General features: G+C 64.3%; 27 protein-coding genes and 2 pseudogenes. 14 read left to right on the plus strand and 15 right to left on the minus strand.

Going from position 1 to position 25,690, the window contains the following annotated elements; all coding sequences use genetic code 11:
* Nucleotides 1-156 precede the first annotated feature (156 nt).
* From MBR110_RS05500 to nadC, 3 genes are all read left to right on the plus strand, one after another.
* On the plus strand, nt 157-1,353 hold the full coding sequence (locus MBR110_RS05500) for a DesA family fatty acid desaturase (RefSeq protein WP_069246302.1): 1,197 nt from the start codon (nt 157-159) through the stop codon (nt 1,351-1,353).
* Nucleotides 1,354-1,635: 282 nt separating this feature from the next.
* Nucleotides 1,636-2,772, plus strand: a complete 1,137-nt coding sequence (gene nadA / locus MBR110_RS05505) for a quinolinate synthase NadA (RefSeq protein WP_059734270.1) — start codon at nt 1,636-1,638, stop codon at nt 2,770-2,772.
* Nucleotides 2,769-3,650, plus strand: coding sequence for a carboxylating nicotinate-nucleotide diphosphorylase (gene nadC / locus MBR110_RS05510; RefSeq protein ID WP_059607004.1), 882 nt, complete (start codon nt 2,769-2,771; stop codon nt 3,648-3,650). Before nadA ends, nadC begins: the two co-directional genes overlap by 4 nt.
* 78 nt (nt 3,651-3,728) lie before the next feature.
* Here the strand turns inward: nadC and nadB are convergent, their stop codons facing one another.
* The 4 genes from nadB to radC form a co-directional block, all read right to left on the minus strand.
* Complete coding sequence (nadB, locus tag MBR110_RS05515; protein WP_011885766.1) at nt 3,729-5,315, minus strand: L-aspartate oxidase; 1,587 nt, start codon at nt 5,313-5,315, stop codon at nt 3,729-3,731.
* Nucleotides 5,316-5,487: 172 nt separating this feature from the next.
* Nucleotides 5,488-5,655, minus strand: a complete 168-nt coding sequence (gene rpmG, locus MBR110_RS05520; RefSeq protein ID WP_006478046.1) for a 50S ribosomal protein L33 — start codon at nt 5,653-5,655, stop codon at nt 5,488-5,490.
* A gap of 17 nt (nt 5,656-5,672) precedes the next feature.
* On the minus strand, nt 5,673-5,906 hold the full coding sequence (rpmB, locus tag MBR110_RS05525) for a 50S ribosomal protein L28 (RefSeq protein ID WP_004186391.1): 234 nt from the start codon (nt 5,904-5,906) through the stop codon (nt 5,673-5,675).
* A gap of 239 nt (nt 5,907-6,145) precedes the next feature.
* A complete protein-coding gene (radC, locus tag MBR110_RS05530; RefSeq protein ID WP_011885765.1) occupies nt 6,146-6,922 on the minus strand; it encodes a RadC family protein in 777 nt (258 codons plus the stop codon).
* Nucleotides 6,923-7,057: 135 nt separating this feature from the next.
* On the opposite strand from radC, the gene MBR110_RS05535 reads away from it, so the two are divergent.
* The 8 genes from MBR110_RS05535 to MBR110_RS05570 all read left to right on the plus strand — a co-directional run bounded on the left by MBR110_RS05535 (nt 7,058) and on the right by MBR110_RS05570 (nt 14,381).
* A complete protein-coding gene (locus MBR110_RS05535; protein ID WP_011885764.1) occupies nt 7,058-7,513 on the plus strand; it encodes an FKBP-type peptidyl-prolyl cis-trans isomerase in 456 nt (151 codons plus the stop codon).
* Between the two features lie 2 nt (nt 7,514-7,515).
* The gene (ispH, locus tag MBR110_RS05540; protein ID WP_011885763.1) at nt 7,516-8,496 is read left to right on the plus strand and encodes a 4-hydroxy-3-methylbut-2-enyl diphosphate reductase; all 981 of its coding nucleotides are present in this window, start codon (nt 7,516-7,518) and stop codon (nt 8,494-8,496) included.
* A 270-nt stretch (nt 8,497-8,766) separates the two neighbouring features.
* Entirely contained in the window at nt 8,767-9,600 is an 834-nt protein-coding gene (locus MBR110_RS05545) for a hypothetical protein (protein ID WP_011885762.1), read from the plus strand.
* Between the two features lie 211 nt (nt 9,601-9,811).
* Complete coding sequence (locus MBR110_RS05550) at nt 9,812-10,762, plus strand: branched-chain amino acid ABC transporter permease (RefSeq protein WP_011885761.1); 951 nt, start codon at nt 9,812-9,814, stop codon at nt 10,760-10,762.
* 19 nt (nt 10,763-10,781) lie between these two features.
* Entirely contained in the window at nt 10,782-11,951 is a 1,170-nt protein-coding gene (locus MBR110_RS05555; protein WP_011885760.1) for an ABC transporter permease subunit, read from the plus strand.
* A gap of 24 nt (nt 11,952-11,975) precedes the next feature.
* Nucleotides 11,976-12,752, plus strand: a complete 777-nt coding sequence (locus MBR110_RS05560) for an ABC transporter ATP-binding protein (RefSeq protein ID WP_011885759.1) — start codon at nt 11,976-11,978, stop codon at nt 12,750-12,752.
* The gene (locus MBR110_RS05565) at nt 12,752-13,468 is read left to right on the plus strand and encodes an ABC transporter ATP-binding protein (protein WP_176044422.1); all 717 of its coding nucleotides are present in this window, start codon (nt 12,752-12,754) and stop codon (nt 13,466-13,468) included. Before MBR110_RS05560 ends, MBR110_RS05565 begins: the two co-directional genes overlap by 1 nt.
* 241 nt (nt 13,469-13,709) lie before the next feature.
* Nucleotides 13,710-14,381: a DUF2278 family protein gene (locus MBR110_RS05570; protein ID WP_175898873.1), complete on the plus strand. Its 672-nt coding sequence runs from the start codon at nt 13,710-13,712 to the stop codon at nt 14,379-14,381.
* A gap of 29 nt (nt 14,382-14,410) precedes the next feature.
* On the opposite strand, the gene MBR110_RS05575 is transcribed toward MBR110_RS05570, so the two are convergent.
* From MBR110_RS05575 to MBR110_RS05585, 3 genes are all read right to left on the minus strand, one after another.
* The gene (locus MBR110_RS05575) at nt 14,411-14,866 is read right to left on the minus strand and encodes a GNAT family acetyltransferase (protein ID WP_059455001.1); all 456 of its coding nucleotides are present in this window, start codon (nt 14,864-14,866) and stop codon (nt 14,411-14,413) included.
* Nucleotides 14,867-14,879: 13 nt separating this feature from the next.
* Entirely contained in the window at nt 14,880-16,064 is a 1,185-nt protein-coding gene (locus tag MBR110_RS05580; RefSeq protein WP_011885755.1) for an acetylornithine transaminase, read from the minus strand.
* Nucleotides 16,065-16,356: 292 nt separating this feature from the next.
* Entirely contained in the window at nt 16,357-17,388 is a 1,032-nt protein-coding gene (locus MBR110_RS05585; protein ID WP_011885754.1) for a CDP-6-deoxy-delta-3,4-glucoseen reductase, read from the minus strand.
* Nucleotides 17,389-17,494: 106 nt separating this feature from the next.
* On the opposite strand from MBR110_RS05585, the gene MBR110_RS05590 reads away from it, so the two are divergent.
* A complete protein-coding gene (locus MBR110_RS05590; protein WP_034192622.1) occupies nt 17,495-18,532 on the plus strand; it encodes an NAD-dependent epimerase/dehydratase family protein in 1,038 nt (345 codons plus the stop codon).
* Here MBR110_RS05590 and MBR110_RS05595 read toward each other — a convergent pair.
* Nucleotides 18,515-18,703: a hypothetical protein gene (locus tag MBR110_RS05595; RefSeq protein WP_011885752.1), complete on the minus strand. Its 189-nt coding sequence runs from the start codon at nt 18,701-18,703 to the stop codon at nt 18,515-18,517. The genes MBR110_RS05590 and MBR110_RS05595 overlap by 18 nt on opposite strands.
* A gap of 105 nt (nt 18,704-18,808) precedes the next feature.
* Nucleotides 18,809-19,525, minus strand: coding sequence for a pseudouridine synthase (locus MBR110_RS05600; protein WP_034192621.1), 717 nt, complete (start codon nt 19,523-19,525; stop codon nt 18,809-18,811).
* Nucleotides 19,526-19,530: 5 nt separating this feature from the next.
* Between MBR110_RS05600 and MBR110_RS32575 the strand changes: the two are divergent.
* A pseudogene (locus tag MBR110_RS32575) lies at nt 19,531-19,749 on the plus strand (DinB family protein); the annotation flags it as partial.
* On the opposite strand, the pseudogene MBR110_RS32035 reads toward MBR110_RS32575, so the two are convergent.
* From MBR110_RS32035 to MBR110_RS05610, 3 genes and pseudogenes are all read right to left on the minus strand, one after another.
* A pseudogene (locus MBR110_RS32035) lies at nt 19,743-19,852 on the minus strand (LysR family transcriptional regulator); the annotation flags it as partial. The pseudogenes MBR110_RS32575 and MBR110_RS32035 sit on opposite strands and share 7 nt — an antisense overlap.
* Before the next feature lie 19 nt (nt 19,853-19,871).
* Nucleotides 19,872-20,771: an SDR family oxidoreductase gene (locus MBR110_RS05605; RefSeq protein WP_046427468.1), complete on the minus strand. Its 900-nt coding sequence runs from the start codon at nt 20,769-20,771 to the stop codon at nt 19,872-19,874.
* A gap of 44 nt (nt 20,772-20,815) precedes the next feature.
* Nucleotides 20,816-21,553, minus strand: a complete 738-nt coding sequence (locus MBR110_RS05610; RefSeq protein ID WP_059734248.1) for an SDR family oxidoreductase — start codon at nt 21,551-21,553, stop codon at nt 20,816-20,818.
* A gap of 120 nt (nt 21,554-21,673) precedes the next feature.
* Between MBR110_RS05610 and MBR110_RS05615 the strand changes: the two genes are divergently transcribed.
* Complete coding sequence (locus MBR110_RS05615; protein WP_034192619.1) at nt 21,674-22,576, plus strand: LysR family transcriptional regulator; 903 nt, start codon at nt 21,674-21,676, stop codon at nt 22,574-22,576.
* 440 nt (nt 22,577-23,016) lie between these two features.
* On the opposite strand, the gene MBR110_RS05620 is transcribed toward MBR110_RS05615, so the two are convergent.
* The 3 genes from MBR110_RS05620 to MBR110_RS05630 all read right to left on the minus strand — a co-directional run bounded on the left by MBR110_RS05620 (nt 23,017) and on the right by MBR110_RS05630 (nt 25,368).
* Nucleotides 23,017-24,093 carry a phage/plasmid replication protein, II/X family gene (locus MBR110_RS05620; RefSeq protein ID WP_081058928.1) on the minus strand — a complete coding sequence of 359 codons (1,077 nt, stop codon included), beginning with the start codon at nt 24,091-24,093 and terminating at the stop codon, nt 23,017-23,019.
* A 46-nt stretch (nt 24,094-24,139) separates the two neighbouring features.
* A complete protein-coding gene (locus MBR110_RS05625) occupies nt 24,140-24,376 on the minus strand; it encodes a helix-turn-helix transcriptional regulator (protein WP_059734245.1) in 237 nt (78 codons plus the stop codon).
* A 278-nt stretch (nt 24,377-24,654) separates the two neighbouring features.
* Complete coding sequence (locus tag MBR110_RS05630) at nt 24,655-25,368, minus strand: hypothetical protein (RefSeq protein WP_155624962.1); 714 nt, start codon at nt 25,366-25,368, stop codon at nt 24,655-24,657.
* Nucleotides 25,369-25,690: the final 322 nt, after the last annotated feature.

The raw sequence follows: 25,690 nt of genomic DNA on the forward strand, positions 1-25,690 counted from the left end.
CCGGAGGTGGACTATCGTCGTTGCGTCATGACAAGAAAATATTCATTTTTTACAAAGACTTGGAACGGTTGAAGTAAAATTCCGGTCTACACGCGGTATGCTTTCATTTTTCTGACGTCGGCTTGGCCGGCATCGCTCTCACCACAGGTAACTGCCTTGTTGAATTCCCTGCTCGATTTTCTTTCCCACGGGCTTCTGCGCTTTTCGTGGTGGCAGGTCGCGCTGTTCGCGCTGGCCGTCACGCACGTGACGATCATCGGCGTGACGGTGTATCTGCACCGCTGCCAGGCGCACCGCGCGCTGGAGCTGCATCCGATCGCCAGCCACTTCTTCCGCGTATGGCTGTGGATGACGACCGGCATGCTGACGGGTCAGTGGGCCGCGATCCACCGCAAGCATCACGCGAAGTGCGAAACCGAGGAAGACCCGCACAGCCCGCAGACGCGCGGCATCTGGAAGGTATTCCTCGAAGGCGCCGAGCTGTATCGCGCCGAAGCGAAGAACGAGGAGACGATGCGCAAGTTCAGTCACGGCACGCCGAACGACTGGATCGAGCGCAACGTGTACTCGAAGTATCCGATCCTCGGCGTGAGCCTGATGATGGTGATCGACGTCGCGCTGTTCGGCGTGCTCGGTCTGACCGTGTGGGCCGTGCAGATGGTCTGGATCCCGTTCTGGGCCGCCGGTGTCGTGAACGGTTTCGGCCACTTCTGGGGCTACCGCAACTTCAACTCGGCCGATGCGAGCACGAACCTGTTCCCGTGGGGCATCGTGATCGGTGGCGAAGAGCTGCACAACAACCACCACACGTTCGCGACGTCGGCGAAGCTGTCGAACAAGTGGTACGAGTTCGACATCGGCTGGATGTACATCCGCATCATGTCGGCATTCAGCCTCGCGAAGGTGAAGAAGATCGCGCCGACGCCGCGCCTGAACAAGCCGAAGACGGTGCTCGACCAGGAAACGCTGCAGGCCGTGCTGTCGAACCGCTACGAAGTGATGGCGCGCTACGGCAAGGCCGTCAAGCGTGCGTACCGTCAGGAGCTTGCGCATCTGAAGGAGCTCGGTTCGCGTGACAAGTACCAGCTGATGCGCGGCGCGCGCAAGTGGTTCCACAAGGATGCCGACGGTCTCGACGAGCCGCAGAAGAAGCTGCTCCCGGAGATTTTCGCGAACAGCCAGAAGTTGCATACGTACTACCAGCTGCGCCAGGATCTGGCTGCGATCTGGGATCGCTCTACCGCATCGCGAGAACAGCTGCTCGCGCAATTGCAGGATTGGTGCCATCGCGCGGAACAAAGCGGCATCAAGTCGCTGCAGGAATTTGCGACGCGCCTGCGTCGCTACGCCTGATTCGAAATCGATTAGAATCTTAGGACGTCACAAACCCCGCGCTGGCGGGGTTTTTTCTTTTGGGCCGACGTTCTGTCCAGGTCGGATGAAGGCGGCGGAATAGGGTTGAAACTTCGGGCGACCGGGAAGTGTGGAGTTCACGTAGGCGCTGAAGCGCCAAGGTGGGCCGACCGCAAAGCATGGGACCCACGCAAGCGCTGAAGCGCCAACGTGGGTCGACCGCGAAGCATGGGACTCACGTAAGCGCTAAAGCGCTAACGTGGGTCGACAGGAGATATGGAGATGGAATCGACGATCAAAGCCGTCGAGTACGACCGACCGGTCTCGGCCGGGACCGTCTGTAGCGTCGGGCAAGCATGGGCCAAAGTGCCCGATGCACCGTCCGCCGAAGAGCGCGCCGCTCTCAAGGCACGCATCAAGACGCTGCTCGCACGCGAAAAGGCCGTGCTGGTCGCCCACTATTACGTGGACGCCGAACTGCAGGAACTGGCCGACGAAACCGGCGGATGCGTCGCCGATTCGCTCGAAATGGCCCGCTTCGGCCGCGACCACGACGCACAAACGCTCGTCGTCGCCGGCGTGCGCTTCATGGGCGAAACCGCGAAGATCCTCAGCCCCGGCAAGCGCGTGCTGATGCCCGATCTCGACGCCACCTGCTCGCTCGACCTCGGCTGCCCGGCCGACGAATTCTCGGCGTTCTGCGACGCCCATCCCGATCGCACCGTCGTCGTCTATGCGAACACCAGCGCCGCCGTGAAAGCGCGCGCGGACTGGATGGTCACGTCGTCGATCGGCCTCGAGATCGTCGCCGACCTGCACGCACGCGGCGAAAAGATCATCTGGGCGCCGGATCGCCATCTCGGCAGCTATATCCAGAAGAAGACCGGCGCGGACATGCTGCTGTGGCAAGGCTCGTGCCTCGTGCACGACGAATTCAAGGGCATCGAGCTCGACTTGCTGCGCGCCGAATACTCGGACGCGAAGGTGCTCGTGCACCCCGAGTCGCCGGAAAACGTCGTCGCGCAGGCGGACGTCGTCGGTTCGACGACGCAGTTGATCGACGCCGCGGTGAAGCTCGACGCGACGCACTTCATCGTCGCGACCGATCTCGGCATTCTGCACAAGATGCAGCTCGCCGCACCGGGCAAGACCTTCATCGCCGCGCCGACGGCAGGCAACAGCGCAACCTGCAAGAGCTGCGCGCATTGCCCGTGGATGGCCATGAACGGCCTCGCGAACCTCGCCGACGTGCTCGAGCGCGGCCACAACGAGATCTTCGTCGATCCGGTGATCGCCGCGCGTGCGCGCGTGCCGATCGACCGGATGCTCGATTTCGCAGCGGCCCACAAGAAGCGCGTGCAGGCGAGCGGCGATCTGCAGCGCGATCAGCAACTGTTCGCGAACGTGGGGGCGGCATGAGCGACGCGGTATCCCCGCTGTTCGACAGCGTCCGTGTGCAATACGGCGCGGCATTCGACGAAGCGATCGCGCGCAACGTCGCCGACGCGATTGCCGAAGACGTCGGCGCTGGCGACCAGACCGGACGCCTCGTGCCGGCCGACGAGCGGCGGCGTGCGCGCATCATCGTCCGCGAGGAAGCGGTACTGTGCGGCGTGCCGTGGTTCGAGGCCGTGATCGCGCGCATCGATCCGTCGATCGTCGTGCAGTGGCGCTATCGCGAAGGCGACCGGATGATGGCCGACTCGACCGTCTGCGAGCTCGACGGGCCGGCGCGTGCGCTGCTCACCGCCGAGCGCAACGGCTTGAACTTCCTGCAGTTGCTGTCGGGCGTCGCGACGGCGACGCGCCGTTACGTCGATCGTGTCGAAGGCACGCGCGCGAAGATCCTCGATACGCGCAAGACGCTGCCGGGCCTGCGGCTCGCGCAGAAGTACGCGGTGCGCGTCGGCGGCGGCGAGAACCAGCGGCTCGCGCTGTACGACGGGATTCTGATCAAGGAAAACCACATCGCGGCGGCCGGCGGAGTGGGCGAGGCGCTCGACGCCGCGTTCGCGCTGAACGCCGGCGTGCCGGTGCAGATCGAGGTCGAGACGCTCGCGCAGCTCGACACGGCGCTCGCCCATGGCGCGCAGTCGGTGCTGCTCGACAACTTCACGCTCGACATGATGCGCGAGGCCGTGCGCGTCGCGGCCGGCAAGGCGGTGCTCGAAGTGTCGGGCGGCGTCAATTTCGATACGGTGCGCACGTTCGCGGAGACGGGCGTGGACCGCATCTCGATCGGCGCGCTGACGAAGGACGTGCGCGCAACGGACTATTCGATGCGCATCGTCGACTGAGCCCGACCTGTCGTCCGATATGAAAAGGCCGCCGGCGCTTGCACGCCGGCGGCTTTTTTTTGCGACCTGCGTAGCCGCTCAGCGGCGCGAGCGCGGCGTGAGCACGCTCGGCAGCGCCTTCGGCAGCGTGTGCGGCCAGTCGCGGCTGAAGTGCAGCCCGCGGCTTTCGCGGCGCGAATACGCGCTCTTCACGATCAGCGTCGCGACATCGACGAGATTGCGCAGTTCGAGCAGATCGCGCGTCACGCGGAAGTTCGCGTAATACTCCTGGATCTCGTCGCGCAGCAGCGACAGCCGGTGCTTCGCGCGTTCCAGGCGCTTGTCGGTGCGCACGATGCCGACGTAATTCCACATCAGGCGGCGCAGTTCGTCCCAGTTGTGCGCGACGACGACTTCCTCGTCCGCATCGGACACGCGGCTTTCGTCCCATGCGGGCAGCTCGGCCGGCGTCTGGGTGTCGAAGCCCGCCGCTTCGATCGCCTCGGCGGCCGCGCGGCCGATCACGAGACATTCGAGCAGCGAGTTGCTCGCGAGCCGGTTGGCGCCGTGCAGCCCGGTGTACGACGTTTCGCCGACCGCATACAGGCCGGTGAGGTCGGTGCGTCCGGCGAGGTCGGTGACGACGCCGCCGCACGTGTAGTGAGCGGCCGGCACGACCGGAATCGGCTGCTTCGCGATGTCGATGCCGAATTCGAGGCAGCGCGCGTAGATCGTCGGGAAGTGCTCGCGCAGGAACGCCTCCGGCTGATGGCTGATGTCGAGATACACGCAGTCGATGCCGCGCTTCTTGATTTCGAAGTCGATCGCGCGCGCGACGATGTCGCGCGGCGCCAGCTCGGCGCGCGGATCGTGCGCGGGCATGAAGCGCGTGCCGTCGGGCAGTTTCAGCAGGCCGCCTTCGCCGCGCACGGCTTCCGAAATCAGGAACGACTTCGCATACGGATGGAACAGGCAGGTCGGATGGAACTGGATGAACTCCATGTTCGACACGCGGCAGCCTGCGCGCCACGCCATCGCGATACCGTCGCCGGTCGCGGTGTCGGGATTGGTCGTGTACAGATAGACCTTGCCGGCGCCACCGGTGGCGAGCACCGTGTGCGGCGCCTCGATGGTGATCGTGCGGTCGTTGTCGACGTCGAGCGCGTACAACCCGTGACAGCGCCGGCCGGGCAGGCCGAGCCGGTCCGACGTGATCAGGTCGATCGCGTGGTGGTTCTCGAAGAACGTGATGTTCGGATGCTGGCGTGCGCGCTCGGACAGCGTCGCGAGCACCGCATGGCCGGTCGCGTCGGCCGCGTGGATGATCCGGCGGTGGCTATGGCCGCCTTCGCGCGTGAGGTGGAAGCCAAGTTCGGCCGCGTCGTCCTTCGTGAACGGCACGCCGTGGGAGATCAGCCATTCGATCGCTTCTCGGCCGTGCTCGACGATGTAGCGCGTCGCGCCTTCGTCGCATAGCCCGCCGCCGGCGACGAGCGTGTCGTCGACATGATTCTCGATGCTGTCCGCCGAGTCGAGCACGGCGGCGATGCCGCCTTGTGCGTAGTCGCTGGCGCCTTCCATCATCGATCGTTTCGCGATCAGCGCGACGCGCCGCGTGCTGGCCAGATTCAGCGCGACCGACAGCCCTGCCAGGCCGCTGCCGACGATCGCTACATCGAATTTCATGCTATCTCCATCTTTACGCTTCAGGTCTCGTGCGCTCCGTCGGCCGTCGCGACGGAAAGGGGAGAGCATACCGCGTCGGGCTTGCATGTGCGTGCGGAAACGTGCGTGCAAAACGAAAAGCCCCGCATGTGCGGGGCTTTTCGGTCGCCGTCAGGCTGCAGAAACCAGGAGATTACTTGATCTTGGTTTCTTTGTATTCCACATGCTTGCGGACGACGGGATCGAACTTCTTGATCGCCATCTTTTCCGGCATGTTGCGCTTGTTCTTCGTGGTCGTGTAGAAATGACCCGTACCAGCGGTCGACTCGAGCTTGATCTTGTCGCGTGCGCCTTTTGCCATGATTGTGCTCCTTGGGCTTAGGCTTCGCCGCGTGCGCGCAGGTCAGCGAGCACGGAATCGATGCCGTTCTTGTCGATCAGGCGCAGGCCGGCGTTCGAAACGCGCAGGCGCACCCAGCGGTTTTCGCTCTCTACCCAGAACCGGCGGTTTTGCAGGTTCGGCAGGAAGCGGCGCTTCGTCTTGTTGTTGGCGTGGGAAACGTTGTTGCCGCTCATCGGCGCTTTCCCAGTTACTTGGCATACGCGTGCCATGAGAGCACTCCTAATACGCTAAATTCGGGGTTCGATCGCCGGTGAAGGTTCTCATCGCACCGCCACGTGATCCATGGCTGCACTCAGAACGCCGAAGCCCTTACAGACAAGGCCCTTCGATGGCTAGAACTGGTTGGAAAAAAGACAGACGGCGATTCTAGCAGAAAAAGTTCAGAAAAATCAAACCTAATTTCGCGTTGCCGTCGCGGCGACCCGCAAACGGTTCGCCGGGCCACAGTCTACAGCCAACCGGCGCGTGCGAAGGAAAATGTATCGGCCGTGCCGACCACGACGTGATCGAGCAGCTTCGCGTCGACGAGCGCGAGCGCCTCGTGCAGCACGCGCGTGAGCCGACGGTCTTCCGCGCTCGGCTGCACGGCGCCCGACGGATGATTGTGCGCGATGATCAGCGACGCGGCATTGAGCATCAGCGCGCGCCGCACGATTTCGCGCGGATAGACGGCCATCCGCGTGAGCGAGCCGCGCGCGCTTTCCTCGACCTCGATGAGGCCGTGCCGCGCATCCAGATACAGCGTGACGAACACTTCGTACGGGCGCATGCCGATCCTGAGCCGCAGATAGTCCTCCACCGCGCCGGGCGAGTCGATCGGCATCCGCCTGCGCGCCTTCTCGACCAGCGCGCGCCGCGTGATCTCGGTCACGGCGATCAGCACCGCGGCGCGCGCGTCGCCGATGCCGGGATGCGTGGTGAATACGCCGGGCTGCGCATCGAGCATGTCGCGCAGCGAGTCGCCGAACCGGGCGAGCAGGGCGCGCGCGCTGTCGAACACGTCGCGGCCGCCGCCGCCGGTGCCGAGCAGCAGCGCGACCAGTTCCGCGTCGGTCAGCGCCGCCGGCCCGCGTTCGAGCAGCCGCTCGCGCGGCAGGTGCGGCTTCCAGTTCCGCGCGCGCCGCTTGCGCGGCCACTCGATGGCGACCCGGTGGGCCGGAGCGGGCGCGGGGTCCGCGAGGTCGCGACATTCCGTCGCCGGGGCGGCGACGCAGGATGAAGGCATGTTCGAAACTCCAATGGCGGCGGGCGCGGGCGCGACGTCGTCGCACTTTCAGCCTTGCGCGCGAAGGTGACTTACAATATTGACTTTGCGCCGGGCCTTGCGGCCCGTTCGGGCGCCGACGAACACGAGTCATTCATGAGCCTCATCGATCTATCCGAAGTGAAGCCCGGTTCCCATGTCACGCTGCATTACCGGCTTGCGCTGGCCGACGGCGCCGACATCGTCAACACCTTTTCCGACAAGCCAGCCACGCTGCTGCTCGGCGCTGGACAACTGGCGCCGTCGCTGGAACAGATTCTGCTCGGGCTGCGGGTCGGCGACCATTCGACTTTTCAGCTAACGCCGGAGCAAGGGTTCGGTCCCCGCAATCCCGAGATGCTGCAGCGCGTGACGCTGTCGACGCTGCGTGAGAACGGCATGGTCGGCGAAGACTTCACGCCGGGCGACCTGATCGAATTCAACGCGCCGGACGGCGGCCGCTATGCAGGTGTGCTGAAGGAAGTCAGCGAAACCTCGGCCCTGTTCGATTTCAATCATCCGCTCGCGGGCCAAGCGCTCACGTTCGAAGTGAAAATCATCGGAATTCTGTAACCATGAGCAACACCGATACGCTGCCCGGGCAGACCGTCGCAGCCGATGCCGAAATCCTGCTGGCACAGCCGCGCGGCTTCTGCGCCGGTGTCGACCGCGCGATCGAGATCGTCGAGCGCGCGATCGCGATGCACGGTGCACCGATCTACGTGCGTCACGAAATCGTCCACAACAAGTACGTGGTCGAGGATCTGAGGAAGAAGGGCGCGATCTTCGTCGAAGAGCTCGAGGAAGTGCCGGCCGGCAACACGGTGATCTTCAGTGCGCATGGCGTGTCGAAAGCCGTGCGCGACGAGGCCGACGTGCGCGGCCTGCGCATTTACGACGCGACCTGCCCGCTCGTCACGAAAGTGCACGTCGAAGTCGCGAAGATGCGCCAGGACGGCGTCGACATCGTGATGATCGGCCACAAGGGCCACCCGGAAGTCGAAGGCACGATGGGGCAGGTCGAGCGCGGCATGCATCTGGTCGAAAGCGTCGAGGACGTCCAGAAGCTCGAACTCGCCGATCCCGAGCGCATCGCGCTCGTCACGCAAACGACGCTGTCCGTTGATGACGCAGCCGAAATCATCGGCGCGCTGAAGGCGAAGTACCCGAAGATCCGCGAGCCGAAGAAGCAGGACATCTGCTATGCGACGCAGAACCGCCAGGACGCGGTGAAGTTCATGGCGCCGCAGTGCGACGTCGTGATCGTGGTCGGCAGCCCGAACAGTTCGAATTCCAGCCGCCTGCGCGAAGTCGCGGAGAAGCGCGGCGTGGCCGCGTACATGGTCGACGCGCCCGAGCAGATCGATCCGGCGTGGGTCGCCGGCAAGCGCCGCATCGGCGTGACGGCCGGCGCATCGGCGCCGGAAGTGCTCGCGCAGGCCGTGATCGCCCGGCTGCGCGAACTCGGCGTGCGCAATGTCCGCGCACTCGAAGGCATCGAGGAAAACGTGGCGTTTCCGCTGCCGCGCGGGCTGAATCTGCCGCCCGCCGCCTGATTGTCCGCTCCGCTTTCGCAATACCCGAAGCGCGCCTCCCGGCGCGCTTTTTTTTGCACCGCGAAAATGCAGGCGCAACCATTATTCACACCATTGGTGCAACCGGGTTGCTATCCGCGCGATTAAGCCCCTCTCAAAATTGGTTGCAATGCAGGAAAACCCCATCGCATCAGGATTATTGGCGTCTTGTAAATGGAGTTACAATGCGCCCGTTTTCAGGCCGGAATGGCTTTGAAATCGGGTTTTGGCAAGGCGCGGGAGACCTATTCAATGCATGTGAAGTTGGTGTACGCCATGTCCGTCGCCGCACCGGTTGCAATGCTCGGCCGGGGCAGCAAAAAGAGCGATGGCAGGGCAGTAGTGGCATATGCGGTTCCGGCAGCCAACGACGTGCGCGTTGCCATCACCGGTCATGCGCGGCGGGCCGTGTGCCGCATCGCGCAATCGGACAGTGATACGGATAACGGGGCAGGTTTGGCGAGCGACGCATTCAACGCGCAGCGCCCGAAGCACGGCATGCATTCGGCACGGTGCGCCGCGCGCGGCAGCGCAACGGGCACGGCGATTGCCGCAGCCCGCGCGGGCAACCGCGAGGCGACGACGGCGGCACGCGGCACACCGCCGGCGCGTGCGCTTTGCGGCCAGATTCGCGGCAAGACCCGCGGCAACGCAGGCGACGTGCAGATGGCACCGCTCTCCTTTCATATCGATTCGACCTGGCAGCGTGTCGGCACGACGCATCGCGTCGTGGCCGGCGGCCTGTTTCGGTCCATGAATTCCGACGCGTGCCGGACGAAAGTCGGGCGCGTTCTTCGCGCAGCCGGTTCCGGCGCCGCGCGGGCAGCGGACGGCGGGCTTGCAGCGCAGGCGGCGCCGTTCGGCATCGGAGTACAAACCCTTGGCGACATCGGCGCGTGCGTCGCCAAGGTGGTCGAGCCCGCGGGCGACGCGGCGCGGAACCTGATCGGCCCGGACACGGCGTTCGCCGCGGCCCGGACGGAAAAAGGCACGGATTCCGGACAGCCGGACGCCGGGCGTGTCGGCACGCTGCCCTACGACTTCAAGGAGGCCAAGTACACCGTCCTCGACGTCGTGACGATTTAGCGACAGGACTCATGATGGCACCGAAACAGTGCGGTGCCGTTTTTGTATCCGCTCCGGCGGCAAGCCCGGCCGTACAGGCCGGGCGGTGCGCGCCGGGACGATCCACCCTTACCGGTATCGACTAGTACCCGCAGTGTCGCCGAGAAGGCGCGATTCCTCGCTTACCCGCGGGGCGCAACGTCATCCGGCAGCATGGGCCAAGGAGCTTTAAATGGATATTTTCATCCAACAGATCCTCAACGGGCTGGTGCTCGGCAGTGTGTACGCCATCATCGCGTTGGGTTACACGATGGTGTACGGCATTCTCGGCATCATCAACTTCGCGCACGGCGACGTGCTGATGATCGGCGCAATGGTCGCCCTGTCGGCGATCACCGTGCTGCAGAATCACTTCCCCCAACTCGGCAACGTCGCGACGCTGACGATCGGCCTGGGTATCGCGGCGGTCGTCTGCGCGTGCGTGGGCTACACGATCGAGCGCGTCGCATACCGGCCGCTGCGCCGCGCGCCGCGTCTCGCACCGCTGATCACCGCAATCGGCGTGTCGATCCTGCTGCAGACGGCCGCGATGATCATCTGGTCGCGTAACCCGCTGCCGTTCCCGCAATTGCTGCCGACCGATCCGATCAACGTGATCAAGGCAACCGACACGACGCCGGGCGCCGTGATCTCGGTGACCGAAATCGTGATCATCGCGGTGGCGTTCATCGTGATGGCCGGCCTGCTGCTGCTGGTGCACAAGACCAAGCTCGGCCGCGCGATGCGTGCGATCGCCGAAAGCCCCAACACCGCGAGCCTGATGGGCGTGAACCCGAACTTCGTGATCTCGGCGACGTTCATGATCGGCTCCGCGCTCGCCGCGCTGGCCGGCGTGATGATCGCGTCCGAATACGGCAACGTGCACTTCTACATGGGCTTCATCCCCGGCATGAAGGCGTTCACCGCGGCGGTGCTCGGCGGGATCGGCAACCTCGGCGGCGCGATGGTCGGCGGCGTGGTGCTCGGTCTGATCGAGCAGCTGGGTGCGGGCTACATCGGCAACCTCACGGGCGGCGTGTTCGGCAGTAACTACCAGGACGTGTTCGCGTTCGTGGTGCTGATCATCGTGCTGGTGTTCCGTCCGTCGGGCCTGCTGGGCGAACGTGTCGCGGACCGCGCGTAACGGAAGGGGAGCAAACAACATGACATCCATTCAACCGATCGAATCGTCGACGTCGCTCGTCGAAGAGCGCAACACGACGAAGACCGTCCTCATCGGCATCCTGACCGCGGCCTTCGTGATTGCCGCGCCGATCATCATCGGCTCGGCAGGCGGCAACTACTGGGTCCGCGTGCTCGACTTCGCGATGCTGTACGTGATGCTCGCGCTGGGCCTGAACGTCGTGGTCGGCTTCGCCGGCCTGCTCGACCTGGGCTACATCGCGTTCTACGCGGTGGGCGCCTACACGGCCGCGCTGCTGAGCTCGCCGCACCTGACCTCGCAGTTCGAGTGGATCGCGGCGCTCGCGCCGAACGGGCTGCACATCCCGTTCCTGATCATCGTGCCGATCGCGATGGCGCTGGCGGCGACCTTCGGGATCCTGCTCGGTGCGCCGACGCTGCGCCTGCGCGGCGACTACCTGGCCATCGTGACGCTCGGCTTCGGTGAAATCGTCCGGATCTTCATGAACAACCTCGACCGTCCGGTGAACATCACGAACGGCCCGAAGGGGATCACGGGTATCGATCCGGTGCACATCGGCGGCTTCAACCTGTCGCAGACGCACTCGCTCTTCGGCTTCCAGCTGCCGTCGGTCTACATGTATTACTACCTGTTCGTGCTGTGCTCGCTGCTGGTGATCTGGGTCTGTACGCGTCTGCAGCACTCGCGTATCGGCCGTGCATGGGCGGCGATCCGCGAAGACGAAATCGCGGCGAAGGCGATGGGCATCAACACCCGTAACGTGAAGCTGCTCGCGTTCGCGATGGGCGCATCGTTCGGCGGCCTGTCGGGCGCGATGTTCGGCGCGTTCCAGGGCTTCGTGTCGCCCGAGTCGTTCACGTTCTGGGAATCGATCGTCGTGCTCGCATGCGTCGTGCTCGGCGGCATGGGCCACATCCCCGGCGTGATCCTCGGCGCGGTGCTGCTCGCGATCTTCCCGGAATTCCTGCGTTCGACGATGAGCCCGCTGCAGCACGCGCTGTTCGGCCACGACATCGTCGACACCGAAGTGATCCGTCAGGCGCTGTACGGCCTCGCGATGGTCGTCATCATGCTGTATCGCTCCGAAGGCCTGTGGCCGGCGCCGAAGCATGAGGACAAGATCGCGAAACTGGCGAAGCGCAACAGCAAGAAGCCGGTGCGCGCTTAACCAACGGACAAGGGGATATCACACATGAGCGACAAGCAAATCCGATTGTCCGTCCAGGGCGTGAACAAGCGCTTCGGCGGCCTGCAGGCGCTGTCCGACGTCGGCCTCCAGATCAGGGAGGGCGAGATCTACGGGCTGATCGGCCCGAACGGCGCCGGCAAGACCACGTTCTTCAACGTGATCACCGGCCTCTACACGCCGGACTCCGGCGACTTCAAGCTGGACGGCCAGAACTACACGCCGACGGCCGTGCACCAGGTCGCGAAGGCCGGCATCGCCCGTACGTTCCAGAACATTCGCCTGTTCGGCGGGATGACGGCGCTCGAGAACGTGATGGTGGGCCGCCACGTGCGCACCAAGCACGGCCTGCTCGGCGCAGTGTTCCAGACGCCGGCCGAGCGCCAGGAAGAGCGCGAGATCAAGGAGCGCGCGATCGAGCTGCTCGATTACGTGGGCGTGCTGCAGTACGCGGACTACACGTCGCGCAACCTGTCGTACGGCCACCAGCGCCGTCTCGAGATCGCCCGTGCGCTCGCGACCGATCCGAAGCTGCTCGCGCTCGACGAGCCGGCGGCCGGGATGAACGCGACCGAGAAGGTCGAACTCACGCGCCTGCTCGACAAGATCCGCTCGGATGGCCGCACGATCCTGCTGATCGAGCACGACGTGAAGCTCGTGATGGGTTTGTGCAACCGGATGACGGTGCTCGATTACGGCAAGGTGATCGCCGAGGGTCTGCCGCAGGACGTGCAGAAGGATCCGAAGGTGATTGAGGCATATCTCGGCGCAGGGGTGCACTGATGGCAGCGGCAATGTTGAAAATCAAGGGCTTGCAGGTCAACTACGGCGGCATCCAGGCCGTCAAGGGCGTTGACATGGAAGTTCGCCAGGGCGAGCTCGTGACGCTGATCGGCGCGAACGGCGCAGGCAAGACCACGACGATGAAGGCGATCACCGGCCTGAAGCCGTACTCGGCGGGCGACATCGAGTACGAGGGCAAGTCGATCAAGGGCATTCCGCCGCACGAGCTGCTCAAGCGCGGCCTCGCGATGGTGCCGGAAGGCCGCGGGATCTTCGCGCGGATGTCGATCATCGAGAACATGCAGATGGGCGCCTATCTGCGCAACGACAAGGACCAGATCAAGAAGGACGTCGACCGCATGTTCGGTTTCTTCCCGCGTCTGAAGGAGCGTGCGACGCAGCTCGCCGGCACGCTGTCGGGCGGCGAGCAGCAGATGCTCGCGATGTCGCGCGCGATCCTGTCGAAGCCGAAGCTGCTGCTGCTCGACGAGCCGTCGATGGGTCTGTCGCCGATCATGGTCGAGAAGATCTTCGAAGTGGTGCGCGAGATCTCGAAGGAAGGGATCACGGTGCTGCTGGTCGAGCAGAACGCACGCCTCGCGCTGCAGGCCGCCGACCGTGGCTACGTGATGGATTCCGGCATGGTGACGATGGAAGGCGACGCGAAGCAGATGCTCGACGACCCGAAGGTGCGCGCCGCGTATCTGGGCGAATGAACGCCGCGGCGATGCGCCGGCGCATGCCGGCGCGTCGCCGGGTGCTTTCGAAAGGCTGTCACGGGATACCGTGGCAGCCTTTTTTCATGCGGCGCGCCGCGCGGCGAACTGTGCGCGCGGATGCGACTCCATTGTCTCGACAGGACGCAAGCCGTGCAGGCGAATGCCGGCAGCCGGCGCTGCGCAAACCGAGACGCGGATTGCGTAGCATGGTCGATCCATCAGGACACGGAGAGCACGCATGAGTCTGGACTACGGTTTCGTGAAGGCCAAGGTGACGTCGGTGGCGCGGCTCAAGGGCTCGCCGCATGGCGGCGAGATCCAGTATCACGTCCACCTGACGCTCGCATTGCCGGGCGGCGACTGGGACGTCGCGATCAACGTCGGCACCAACGACGCGGACGACTTGCTGAACTACAAGCTCGTCTACGATTTCCACCATCCGCTCACGGCGACGCTCGCGGCGGCGGCCGAAGGCTATACCGATCTCACCGGGCAGAGCACGCTGCCGGCGCTCGACTATCTGCGCAGCGACATCCTGAACGAGACGGGCACCTGGCGCGCGAGCGCGGTGATGGACGGCACCGAGCACGCGGAGCCGATTCCGTCGCTGCTGCGGCTCGTGAACGCGGCGCAGTCGCACGGGCTCGACGTGGTCGTGTTCGGCCGCACCTATTCGGAAGGCAACGGGATTCACGACACGCACATGAACCAGGGCTCGACGGGCTCGAACTACCTGCATCGCGCCGGCGACGACCACAACGATCACAACGACGTGTGGCAGGACGGCGCGCTGTTCGTGCGCGTGAGCGAGTCGCAATGGGCCGCGTATTTCGCGGCGTTCGAGCAGCAGGCCGTGCCGACCGACGCGCTCGGCAACCCGCTGCCGGGCGCCGGGCCGATCACGCGCTGACGCCGGCGTGCGCCGGCGGGCCGGCGCCGTCAGGCAGCCGGCAGCGCCTTGCCGAAGGTGATGCGCTCCTCGACGCGATAGCCGAGCGCCGCATAGAAGCGGCATGCATCGTCGTTGCCCGGCAGCACCTGGAGATTGATCTTCAGGCAGCCGCGCGTGGCGAGTGCGCGCTCGGCATGATCGAGCAACGCGCGGCCGATGCCGAGTCGTCGCGCGTCGTTCGCCACGCCGAACGAGTAGAGCCAGCCGCGATGTCCGTCGAAGCCCGCCATCAGCGTGCCGACCAGCCGGCCACCGCAGATCGCGACGAAGAACAGCTCCGGCTGCGTCGCGAACTTCAGCTCGATCGATCGCAGCGGATCGCGATGCGGCGGCGCGCCGGCCGCGCTGTAGTTCGGGAACGCGTCGCGCCAGACGGCGAGGACCGCTGCGGTGTCGGCGCGTTCGAACGGACGGATGGTGACGACATCGGCGGCGGCATCCATCGCGGCGGTCTCCTTAGAGCGTGTCGAGAATCGACCGCAGCATCGCCATCATCTGGTCGATTTCTTCGGTCGTGACGTTCAGCGCCGGCATGAAGCGCAGCAGGTTCGGACGCGCGGCGTTCAGCAGCAGGCCGTCGGGCTGCATGTCGCGTGCCTTCTCGACGATCTGCGGGCCGATGTCCTTGCCGAGCAGCAGCGCGCGCAGCATGCCTTCGCCGCGTTCGCCCTCGAAGCCGCGCTCCTCCGACAGCTCGAGCAGCTTGCGCTTCAGGTATTCGCCGCGCGCACGCACGCCTTCGAGGAAGCCGGGCGCGACGAGTTGCGAGATCACCGAATAGCCGGCCGCCGTCATCAGCGGGTTGCCGTTGTAGGTGCCGCCCTGGTCGCCGGCCTCGAACACCGCGACGTCGGCCTTCGACAGCAGCGCGCCGAGCGGTACACCGCCGCCGATGCCCTTCGCGAGCGTCATGATGTCCGGCTCGATGCCCGACAGCTCGTACGCGAACAACGTGCCGGCGCGGCCGCAGCCGCTTTGCACTTCATCGACGATCAGCAGCAGGTTGTGCTGCCGCGTCAGCGCGCGCAGCGCCTGCATGAATTCACGCGTCGCGGGGATCACGCCGCCTTCGCCCTGGATCGGCTCGAGCATCACGGCGACGGTCTTGTCGGTGATCAGCTTCTCGACCGACTCGATGTTGTTCAGCTCGGCCTTCGGGAAGCCCGGCACCTGCGGTGCGTAGATCGTGTCCCAGCCCGGCTTGCCGCTCGCGGACATCGTCGCGAGCGTGCGGCCGTGGAAGCTGTGGTCGAACGTGATGATCTCGTATGCGCCGTTCCTGAACTTGCGGCCCCATTTGCGCGCGAGCTTGATCGCGCCTTCGTTCGCTTCCGCGCCGCTGTTGGTGAAGAACACCTTGTCGAACACGCTGTGCTGCGTGAGCAGGCCCGCGAGCTTCGCCATCGGTTCGTTGTAGAACGCCGGCGACGGGTTCAGCAGCTTTTCGGCCTGCGTCTTCAGCGCTTCGACGATGCCGTCGTTACAGTGACCGAGGCTGTTGACCGCCCAACCCTGGATGAAGTCCAGATAGCGCTTGCCCGTGTGATCGTAGAGCCACGAGCCCTTGCCGTGCGTAAACACGATGTCGGGGCGGTTCGTGATGTACATCAGCGAGTCGATCGGGTAATCGTTCAGGGGCATGGCAACAGACTCCAGCGGGCGTTGAAAGGGAAACGGGCAATAAAAAAGCCACGGAAGGCCGTGGCTGGTGGATCGAACAGCTTGTGCGTAACCGGTGAAGCGGAGGTGGGTTACGCGCGAGTCCGTGACGAGCCGGCGGCATCCGGGAGGAGCGGCGAGCGGCGACGTCGGAGAGCGGACAGGAAGCGGTTCATGTGCGCAAGCATAAGGCATCCCGCGCCCCACTGTAAACCGCCGCGATGCCACGGATGTGACACGGCGGCGCGCAGCGGGGCGCGCGTGCGCCCGGCGCTCAGACCGGATTCACGAGATCGGCGGCGCTCGTGAACGAGTCGGCGTAGAACTCGTCGGCCGGCAGCGCGTGGTGTTGCGTGAAGTCGCGCTGCGCGGATTCGACCATCACCGGCGCGCCGCATGCGTATACCTGGTAGCCGGACAGGTCGGGCAGATCCTCGATCACCGCGCGGTGGACGAAGCCGGTGCGGCCGGTCCACTGGTCGGCGTCTTCGGGTTCGGACAGCACCGGCACGTACTTGAAGTTCGGGATCTCGCGCGCCCATTGCTCGGCGAGTTCGCCGAGATAGATGTCCTGCTTGCGGCGCGCGCCCCAGTAGAGCGTCATCGGGCGCGTGATGCCCGCGTGCTTCACGTGCTCGATGATCGCCTTGATCGGCGCGAAGCCGGTGCCCGACGCGAGCAGCACGATCGGCTTGTCGGAATCCTCGCGAAGGAAGAACGTACCGAGCGGGCCTTCGAAGCGCAGGATGTCGCGTTCCTTCATCGCGCCGAACACGTGATCGGTGAACTTGCCGCCCGGCATGTGACGGATGTGCAGCTCGATCGGGCCTTCCTCGTGCGGCGCGTTCGCCATCGAGTAGCTGCGGCGCGAGCCGTCCTTCAGGATGAATTCGACGTACTGGCCGGCCAGGTATTGCAGGCGTTCGTTCGCCGGCAACTGCAGCTTCACGATCATCACGTCGTCGCCGCGGCGCTCGAGCGCGGCGACCCGGCACGGCAGCTTCTTGACCTGCACGCCGTCGACGCCGGCGATTTCACGCACGTCGATCTCGAGGTCGCATTGCGCCTTCGAGCAGCACAGCAGCGCGAGGCCGCGCGTGCGTTCGTCGCTGGACAGCGCCGATGCTGCGTGCGGGCCCTGTTCGATCTGGCCCGACACGATCTGCCCCTTGCAGGAGCCGCATGCGCCGTTCTTGCAGCCGTACGGCAGGTGGACGTTCTGGCGCAGCGCCGCCGCCAGCACGGTTTCGTCCGACTCGACCTGGAACTGCCGGCCGCTTTGCTTGAGAGTAACGTTGAATGCCATAGAACCGAATAGAACAAAATGGGGAAACCGTGCATGTCGCGCACGGCAGCTACAATGCAAAACCGTTGTGCGCCGCGCAACGGTGGCTACTCATTTCGCAACCAACATGATCGCGACTCGAATCCTTCGCCGGCCGCGCGCCTTGATCGTCGGCTGCGGCGACGTCGGGCTGCGGTGCGTCGCGCAATGGCGCGCCGCGCGCCGCGACCTGCGCATCGTCGCACTGACGAGCCATCCGGACCGCCGCGACGCATTGCGTGCGGCAGGCGTGACGCCGATCGTCGGCAACCTCGACCAGCGGGCCACGCTCGAGCGCATCGCGCGAGTCGCGCGCACGATCCTGCATCTCGCGCCGCCGCAATCCGACGGTCGCGACGACCGGCGCACTCGCGCGCTGATCGCCGCATTGTCCATGCCCGCGCGGCAGCTGCACGCGCCGGCGGTAGCGTCGGTCGGCCGGCTGCGCACGCTGCGCGCCGCGACCCGACAGGCCGGCGTGGTGCCGCGGGCAGCGCGTATTGTACCCGAGGCCCTTCGCGCGCCCACGCTCGTCTATGCCAGCACGACCGGCGTATACGGCGATTGCGGCGGCGCGCGGATCGACGAGACGCAGCCGCTGCGGCCCGCGAATCCGCGCGCGTTCCGGCGCGTGTCGGCCGAGCGTCAGCTGCGGGCGGCGACGGTGCGCGGCGTGGTGTCCGCCCGCATCGTGCGCATCCCGGGCATCTACGCGGCGAACCGCTTGCCGCTCGCGCGGCTCGAGCGCGGCACGCCGGCGCTGCTGCCGGCCGACGACGTCTATACGAACCACATCCACGCGGACGATCTCGCCGTGATCCTGCGGCGTGCGGCCGTGCGCGGCCGGCCGGCGCGCGCGGTGCACGCGTCGGACGACAGCGAACTGCGGATGGGAGAGTACTTCGACCGGGTCGCGCAGGCGTTCGGCCTGCCGCCGCCGCCACGCATCAGCCGCGCGGACGCCGAAGGCCGGCTCGAGCCGACGCTGTTGTCGTTCATGCGCGAGTCGCGGCGCCTGTCCAATGCCCGCCTCAAGGCCGAATTGTGCGTGACGCTGCGCTATCCGACCGTAGACGAATTCCTTCAAACGCTGGCGCAGCGTCGCGCGTCAGGTGAGGGCCGGTAGCGCCTCGATCAACAGGAAGCACAGCAACGCGCCGATCAGCGCGCCGATCAGGTTCGGGTGATAGCGGTGCTTCAGATGCATCGCGGCCAGCAGCGCGCCGATTGCCACGACACCGATGATCGCGAACGCGATCATCACGTACGATAGTTCGAAAGAGTGGTTGACGCCCATGATGTCTCCCCTGCTTCGCTGCTCGGACAGCTTGTGATTTGAGTATAGCGGGGGATCGGGCGGCCGCGATGCGCAGCGGCGTCGAACGGTCGTGCGGATTTTCCCTTACAGGGTTTCGACCGGATTGCGCAGCGCTGCGAGGTCAGCCTCTGCGAGCCAGCACCAGCTACCGGGCGCCAGCCCGGCCGGCAGCGCGAAACCGCCGATACGCTCGCGGTGCAGCGCCTCGACGCGGTTGCTGGCGGCCGCCACCATCCGCTTGACCTGATGGTATTTGCCTTCGAGGACGGTCAGCGCGAGCGTGTGGGTATCGCGCGCGACCGCCGCGACTGCCGCGATCGGCTTCGGCTCGCCGTGCAGCTGGACGCCGCTGCGCAGCGCGTTCAGCTGGGTTTCGTCGAGCGGATGGCGCACGGTCGCGACGTAGGTCTTCGGCACCTTGCGCTTCGGCGAGGTGTACGCGTGCACGAACTGGCCGTCGTCGGACAGCAGCAGCAGGCCGGTCGTGTCCTGGTCGAGGCGGCCGACGCACTGCACGCCGCGCGCGACGAGCGGCGCGGGCAGCAGGCTGAACACGCTCGCGTGGTGTTGCGGGTCGCGCGAGCATTCGTAGCCGGCCGGCTTGTTGAGCGCGAGATAGGCGCGCGCGTGAAACGGCCACGCGGTGCCGTCGAGCGTGAACACGAGGCCGTCCGTGTCGAAGGCTGCGTCCGGGTCGGTCGCGCTCGCGCCCGCGACGGTGACGCGGCCCGATTCGATCAGGCCGCGGCACTGGCGGCGCGAGCCGAAGCCCTGCGTGTAGAGAATGCTTTCGAGGTCCATAGCGCGCGCATTCTATCAAGCGGCGGCGCAGGGACGGCATGAACGCGCATGCGCCGGTAAGCTGCCGGAACGCCCGGCGGCGGCCGTTCGTTCAGTTCGAGCGTATCGGCGAGTTCGACGGCTACGGTTCGCTGACCGTGCGCGGGCTCGTCCACGACCTGTGCCGCCGCGACCGGCGGCATCTGGCCGGCATGCAGTGGCTGCTCGGCAAGATCGACGCGGCGCGCAGCCGCGCGCGCACTTCGCGCTCCATGCCGACCATGTTGCGCGCGTACGCGTACGCGTACGCGTACGGCGTGTCGCGCGCGCCAGCAGCACGGTGCCGGCCGGCCCGGCGCGCGAAGGATCAGCCGCCGACGCGCGGCGCGAGCAGATCGGCGAGCCCGATGTTCCTGAACATCTCGCGGCGGATGCGATCGCCGACGCGGAACACTTCCTCGGCGCCGTCCTGCGACGGGTCGACGAATACGCGGTAGGGGCGCTTGCCGGCCGGCGCCGCGACGAGTTCGGCAATGGCCGTGGCGACGGCGCCGGCGTCGGCGTCGGCCGGTTCGAGCGCGGCGAGGCCCTTCAACGCCTGATCGGCGACACCCGCGTACGGCCCGCCGTCGTAGGCGGCCTGCACGGCGGTATCGGCCGGCTTGCCCGCATGGAGGAAGTGATTCGTGCCCCGGGTGAACGCGCCCGGCACGACGATCGACGTTTCGATGCCCCAGCGGGCGAGCTCGGCCGCATAGGACACCGCGAGCGAGTCCATCGCGGCTTTCGCGGCGAAGTAGGGCGCGAGGAACGGCGGGGTGCCGCCGCGCGCCGACGAGGACGACACCCACACGAGCAGGCCACGGCGCTGGCGGCGCAGGTGCGGCAGCGCCGCGCGGTTCACGCGCTGGGTCGACACGACGTTGACGTCGTAGAGCTGCGCCAGCTGTTCGGGCGTGAACGCTTCGGCCGGCCCGAACACCATGTGACCGGCGTTGTGGACGACGATGTCGAGGCGGCCGTTGTCCGCGATCACGCGATCGATGGCGGCGTCGACCGATGCGTCGTCGCCGACGTCGAGTTCGACGCTGCGCAGATCGACGCCGTGTTGTTGCGCATAGGCGGCGACGGCGGCGACGCGCGGTGCATTGCGCCCGGCGCTCTCGCGCATCGAGGCGTAGACCGTGTGACCGGCGCGGGCGAGCGCCTGGGCCGTCAGCAAGCCGAAGCCGCTGGACGCGCCGGTGACGAGGACGACTTCCTTCATGAGCAATCTCCTGGCGGAAAGATGAGGGGGCGGCGAGCGGTCCGTCAGCACATGCCGCCGTTGGCGCGCAGGATCTGGCCGTTGATCCACGCGCCGTCCGGGCCGGCGAGGAACGCGACGATGCGCGCGATGTCGTCGGGCTGGCCGAGCCGCTCGAGCGGGTTCAGCTTCGCGAGCCGATCGATAAGTTCGGGGCTCTTGCCCTGCAGGAACAACTCGGTCGCGACCGGTCCCGGCGCGACGGCGTTCACGCGGATGCCGCGCCCGCGCATTTCCTGGGCGAGCACCTGCGTCATGCTTTCTACCGCCGCCTTGCTCGCGACGTACAGCCCGTAGGTCGGCATGCGCATCCCGATCACGCTGGTCGACAGGTTGACGATCCGGCCGCCGTCGCGCACGCGCTGCGCTGCCGCGCGGCATACGTTGAACGTGCCTTTCACGTTGATCGCGAACGTGTCGTCGAACACCGCGTCGTCGAACTCGGCGATCGCCGCGAGCTTCATCACGCCCGCCGAGTTCACCACCACGTCGATCCCGCCGAAGGCATCGCGGGCCGCGTCGAACAGCGCGGTGACGGCGGCCGGATCGGCGACGTTCGCCTGCACGGCGATCGCCTGACCGTCGTCGGCGATGATCGCGTCGACCACTTCGCGGGCCGGGCCGGCGCTCCCGGCATAGTCGACGACGACCCGGAAGCCGTCCCGGGCGAGTTGGCGCGCGATTTCCGCGCCGATGCCGCGCGACGAACCTGTGACGATGGCGACCTGTTCCGATGTGCTCATGTTCTGCTCCTGTCGAGTGGATGAGTGCCGTTCGATCCGGCGACAGGACCACTGTAGGCTTCCTCGATAAATAAAAATAATGAATAATGATCAGTCAATGAATGACTGAAAGTATGTCTCATGGGATTCGACAGCAGATTGCTCAGCGGTATCGGCGTGCTCTCCGCGGTGATCGAGGCGGGTACCTTCGCGCGGGCGGGCGAGGCGATGGGATTGACGCAGCCGGCGGTGAGCCGTGCGGTGGCGCGGCTGGAGGAGCGCGTCGGGATCCGGATCTTCAACCGGACGGCGCGTGCGATCACGCTGACCGACGAAGGGCGGCGCTTCTACGAGACGGTCGCGCCGCTGCTGGCCGGCATCGAGGAGGCGGCGCTCGACGCCGGTCAGTCGAAGGCGCGCGTGAGAGGGCGGCTGCGGGTCAATGTGGACGGCACGTTCGGCCACTACGTGCTGGCGCCGCGGATGGCGGAATTTCTCGATCGTTATCCGGAGCTGTCGGTCGAGATCAGTGTGCGCGACCGGATGGGCGACCTCGTCGCGGACGGCTTCGACGTGGCCGTGCGCTTCGGCATCCCGGAGCCGTCGTCATATCGCGCGCGATTGCTGCTCGAGACGCGCGTGCTGACGTGCGCGTCGGCGGCCTACATCGCGCGTCATGGCGAACCGCTGCACCCGCGGGATCTCGCTGACGGTCACCGGTGCGTGCTGATCCGCGATCCGGTGACCGGGCGGCCGTATGAATGGGAGTTTCATCGCGGCAACGAAGTCGTGCCGGTCGACGCCGTCGGCAGGCTGACGGTGAACGATACGGGCGGACTGCTCGGCGCGTGCCTGGGCGGCGTCGGCATTGCGCAGTTGCTCGAACTCTATGCGCGGGACGTCCTGGCCGACGGAAGGTTGGTGCAGTTGTTGCCCGAGTGGGCGGACGAGACTTTCCCGCTTTACGCGTATCACCATGCGTCGAATCTCGTTTCGGCGAAGGTGAGGGTGTTTCTGGACTTCGTCCGCGAGCTGATGGTCTGAGCGCACCGGGCGGCTGGCCGCCGCCGGTTAGCCGATGCGCTGCGGAACGCGCGGCACCAACAAAAAACCCGCGAAGCGGCGAGCTTGCGCGGGTGTCGACAGACGCAGCGCACGACGCTGCGAAAGACTGGTGCCAGGGCCTGAACGAAATAACCTTGCTAATTCATTGATATTTAACGGGTTCGTGGCGTGCCAGCAACGCTGGTACCCCTGTTTGTACCCCTGCGGCTGTCGGTTGTCCAAATGTGCGCGATGCGTTCGGACAAGGTGCGGCGACCCATTGTGTTGCGAACGAGTCGAAACGTTGGGGTACCTGACAGGCTAACGTGCATCTGCGGCGCATCAGCATAAGAAATGCGCCCGATGCTCGCGGAGAGCACGGGCGCGTCGGATTGAATGAAATACGCCGTCGAGCGTGACGACGGCAGCACCGATCCATCCTAGCGACGAGGCTTCGGGGCCATGCCAGCATCAATCAGCCACGTCGGCGTGCGGGCAATAGCGCCTTTTCGGCTGAGAATTTCAGCGAGTGGTACTTCTCGCTCCAACTGATGCGGGCAGTCTAGATTGATGCCACGCTTCCGAAAATAGCTCTTATGGCGTGCACGTGTCACATCCGCATAGAACATCCGCCAGTCGGCACCTAGCATGTGAAGAGCGAGAACAGGCCGCATGCGATCATCAATTTCTTCAAAACAAAACTCTGACAATGGGCCATACGAAATTCCCGTCAACGGAAGCCGACTAAAGTAATCTCGGAACACCTTTTTCGCAGTGTCGTCCGTCCAGTCGCAAACACGTGGCAGGCCGAGCTTGCGCAGTTCCGATCTTCTCAAACGAACTTCAACGCGAAGCAAGGATTCGCAGGCGATAACGAGGCGCTCGTAAAGAGGGTCATCATGGAACTTGGATTTTTTCGCACGCATTTGTGGGCCTTTGGCATAGGCAACGACTGAATACTCCTTGCTATTTTTAGGGGATAGTGCGGCGTAGCGTTCGTGAAGATGACACTGGCAGCGCTGTGCGGCGAGCAGATACTTCAGTTGCGTTAATGCAGAATCAACTTGATTTACTGAGTCAATTTGGAAATTTACTGCTAAATCGACACGATGAAGTTCGATATCGCCGTTGCACCACTTCTTTTGCGTGTCCTCGTCGGGTTTGAAATGAAGCTTCTCGCAGATATCGAAGATAACTGGAAGGGTTGCATCTGTCATGTCATCCGACGTCCATACGTTTTGGCCGTAAAAGTATGCGTACGGAGAACCTTCTATCGTTAATTCGCCTGATGGGGAATTTGGCGACGAGCGATGACGAATTTGCATTGCTGAGCCGCCATCAATTGAAAGCATCGCTTTACGATTCGACCGCTTTTGAATGATTTCGCCATCTGGCGTAACAATCAAGGCGGATAGCGTATCAGGGATGTCAACGTCAATGCCAGTAACGGAAAATGCTACGGTATCGATGTTGACCTGGAAATTGCCCGAAAGAATTTTGTTGTAAATATCTTTCATGTTGATGATCGACCAAGAATATCAAAATGATGATGGAGGTTATGTATTACTGTGAATCAGTGCGCGAGTATTTGATATCGCGATCACGTTTGCGATCGTTGATCCATTGAGTAATCTCGGCCAAAATCCATGCGACGCTGCGTGCGGACAAATTGATTTGGCGTGGGAACTTGCCTTCTTGCATGAGTGCGTAGATTTGCGTTTTCGACAGGCTTGTCATTTTTTCAACAGTCGTGCGATCGACCAACTGGATTGAACTGTCGGTGTTTGAAAGGTCGCTCATCGTTCCCTCGAATTGATTGGTGATGAAACGATTCTGCCAGCGACTCAGATGCTTGGCTCGGTGGGAATTTTTTAACGAAAACACTCCTGCGGAATTATTGTTTTGATGTCTTTGCTCCGCATTGGGGGTCGAAAGATATTCTGGTGGAGTGTTTTTGTAGATTTTTTGTTTCCGGGGAGTGTGGCGGTCGGCTTGCGTGCTTGATCTAATGTGGCGGAAGAGGTTTTTTAAAATATTTCTTCCGCCTGCCGTGCTATGCTGATTTGTCGTGCTGTGGTTTAATTTCCGCTCTTTGGTATTTTGCTTCTTGTTGATTTCGATGTCACAAGTGCAACGTAACCAAGTTCGATATACTTAATCGCTTCCGGATAAAGATGCTTTCGCGCAATCTCTCCGAGCGTGTCGCAGTCTCGTTGATCCTTGGCTGCGCGAAGAATTTCTCCGATGTCTTTCCATCGTCTCTCTCCAGAATTCTTTAGGTCGAAGCACCGAATTCGAAGGAGGTGATCGTCAAGGCTAATGGTTGGACTCGGGAGTTGTTGGGTTTGAGGGTATAGCCTTCGAAGATTGGTTGCACGTTGCTCAATTGCCTTCGTTACCAATTCGATCTGTCGAGGAAGCGCATCTTGTGAGTATATCGATGTTCGAAGGTCTAAGGTAATGGCGACCTGATGATGTTTTAAGGTGCGGGAGAATTTTAAATTCCGAACGCCATCGGGCGCGCGGGAGATTTCAAACTGTGCCGAAATGCCTTCGCCTCGACCAAGATTTTCTTCGCGAAAATCTTTGTACCTTCTGAGGAAAAACTCATCAGCGATATCTTGCATGCATTGTTCTGCGTCAGGGTCGCTTGCGTTCAATGCGAGACACTTTTTCTGAAAATTCCTGTTGCGTCGCGCATATTGCCATGCCAAATCTTGGTAGTTCCAAGACTCCCATTCATCATATTCGCTGATATCTTCCCCGCTCGGGAAGTAGGAATTCTTGTTCATATCGGTAAGTGAAAAGTGTTCAGCGCCGAGGTTGAGAGGCAATGGCTCGGCGTGCGTACGCTTGCGATTCGCAGCGTCGCATTGTTGAAAACAGCGGATGATGGGTGCGGTTGCCGTCGATGTAGTGCCGCGCTTCAGAGGCGCAAGACACCCTTCGCAACAATTGCGAAGAACGACAGTTCCATTTCACGAGTTGCCGACCGGCAACGAGGGTTTCTTGACGGTAGGCGCTGCCCCGATTGCCTGGGGTGGCGCGTCCGATGGACAGCATAGCGCGACCGCTACCGATCCCGCAAGGTGCGGTCGGTTGTGTGGTCGGTGG

Origin of the sequence: Burkholderia sp. MBR-1 (assembly GCF_013822785.1) — a bacterium.
In the GTDB taxonomy this organism is placed as follows: domain Bacteria; phylum Pseudomonadota; class Gammaproteobacteria; order Burkholderiales; family Burkholderiaceae; genus Burkholderia; species Burkholderia vietnamiensis.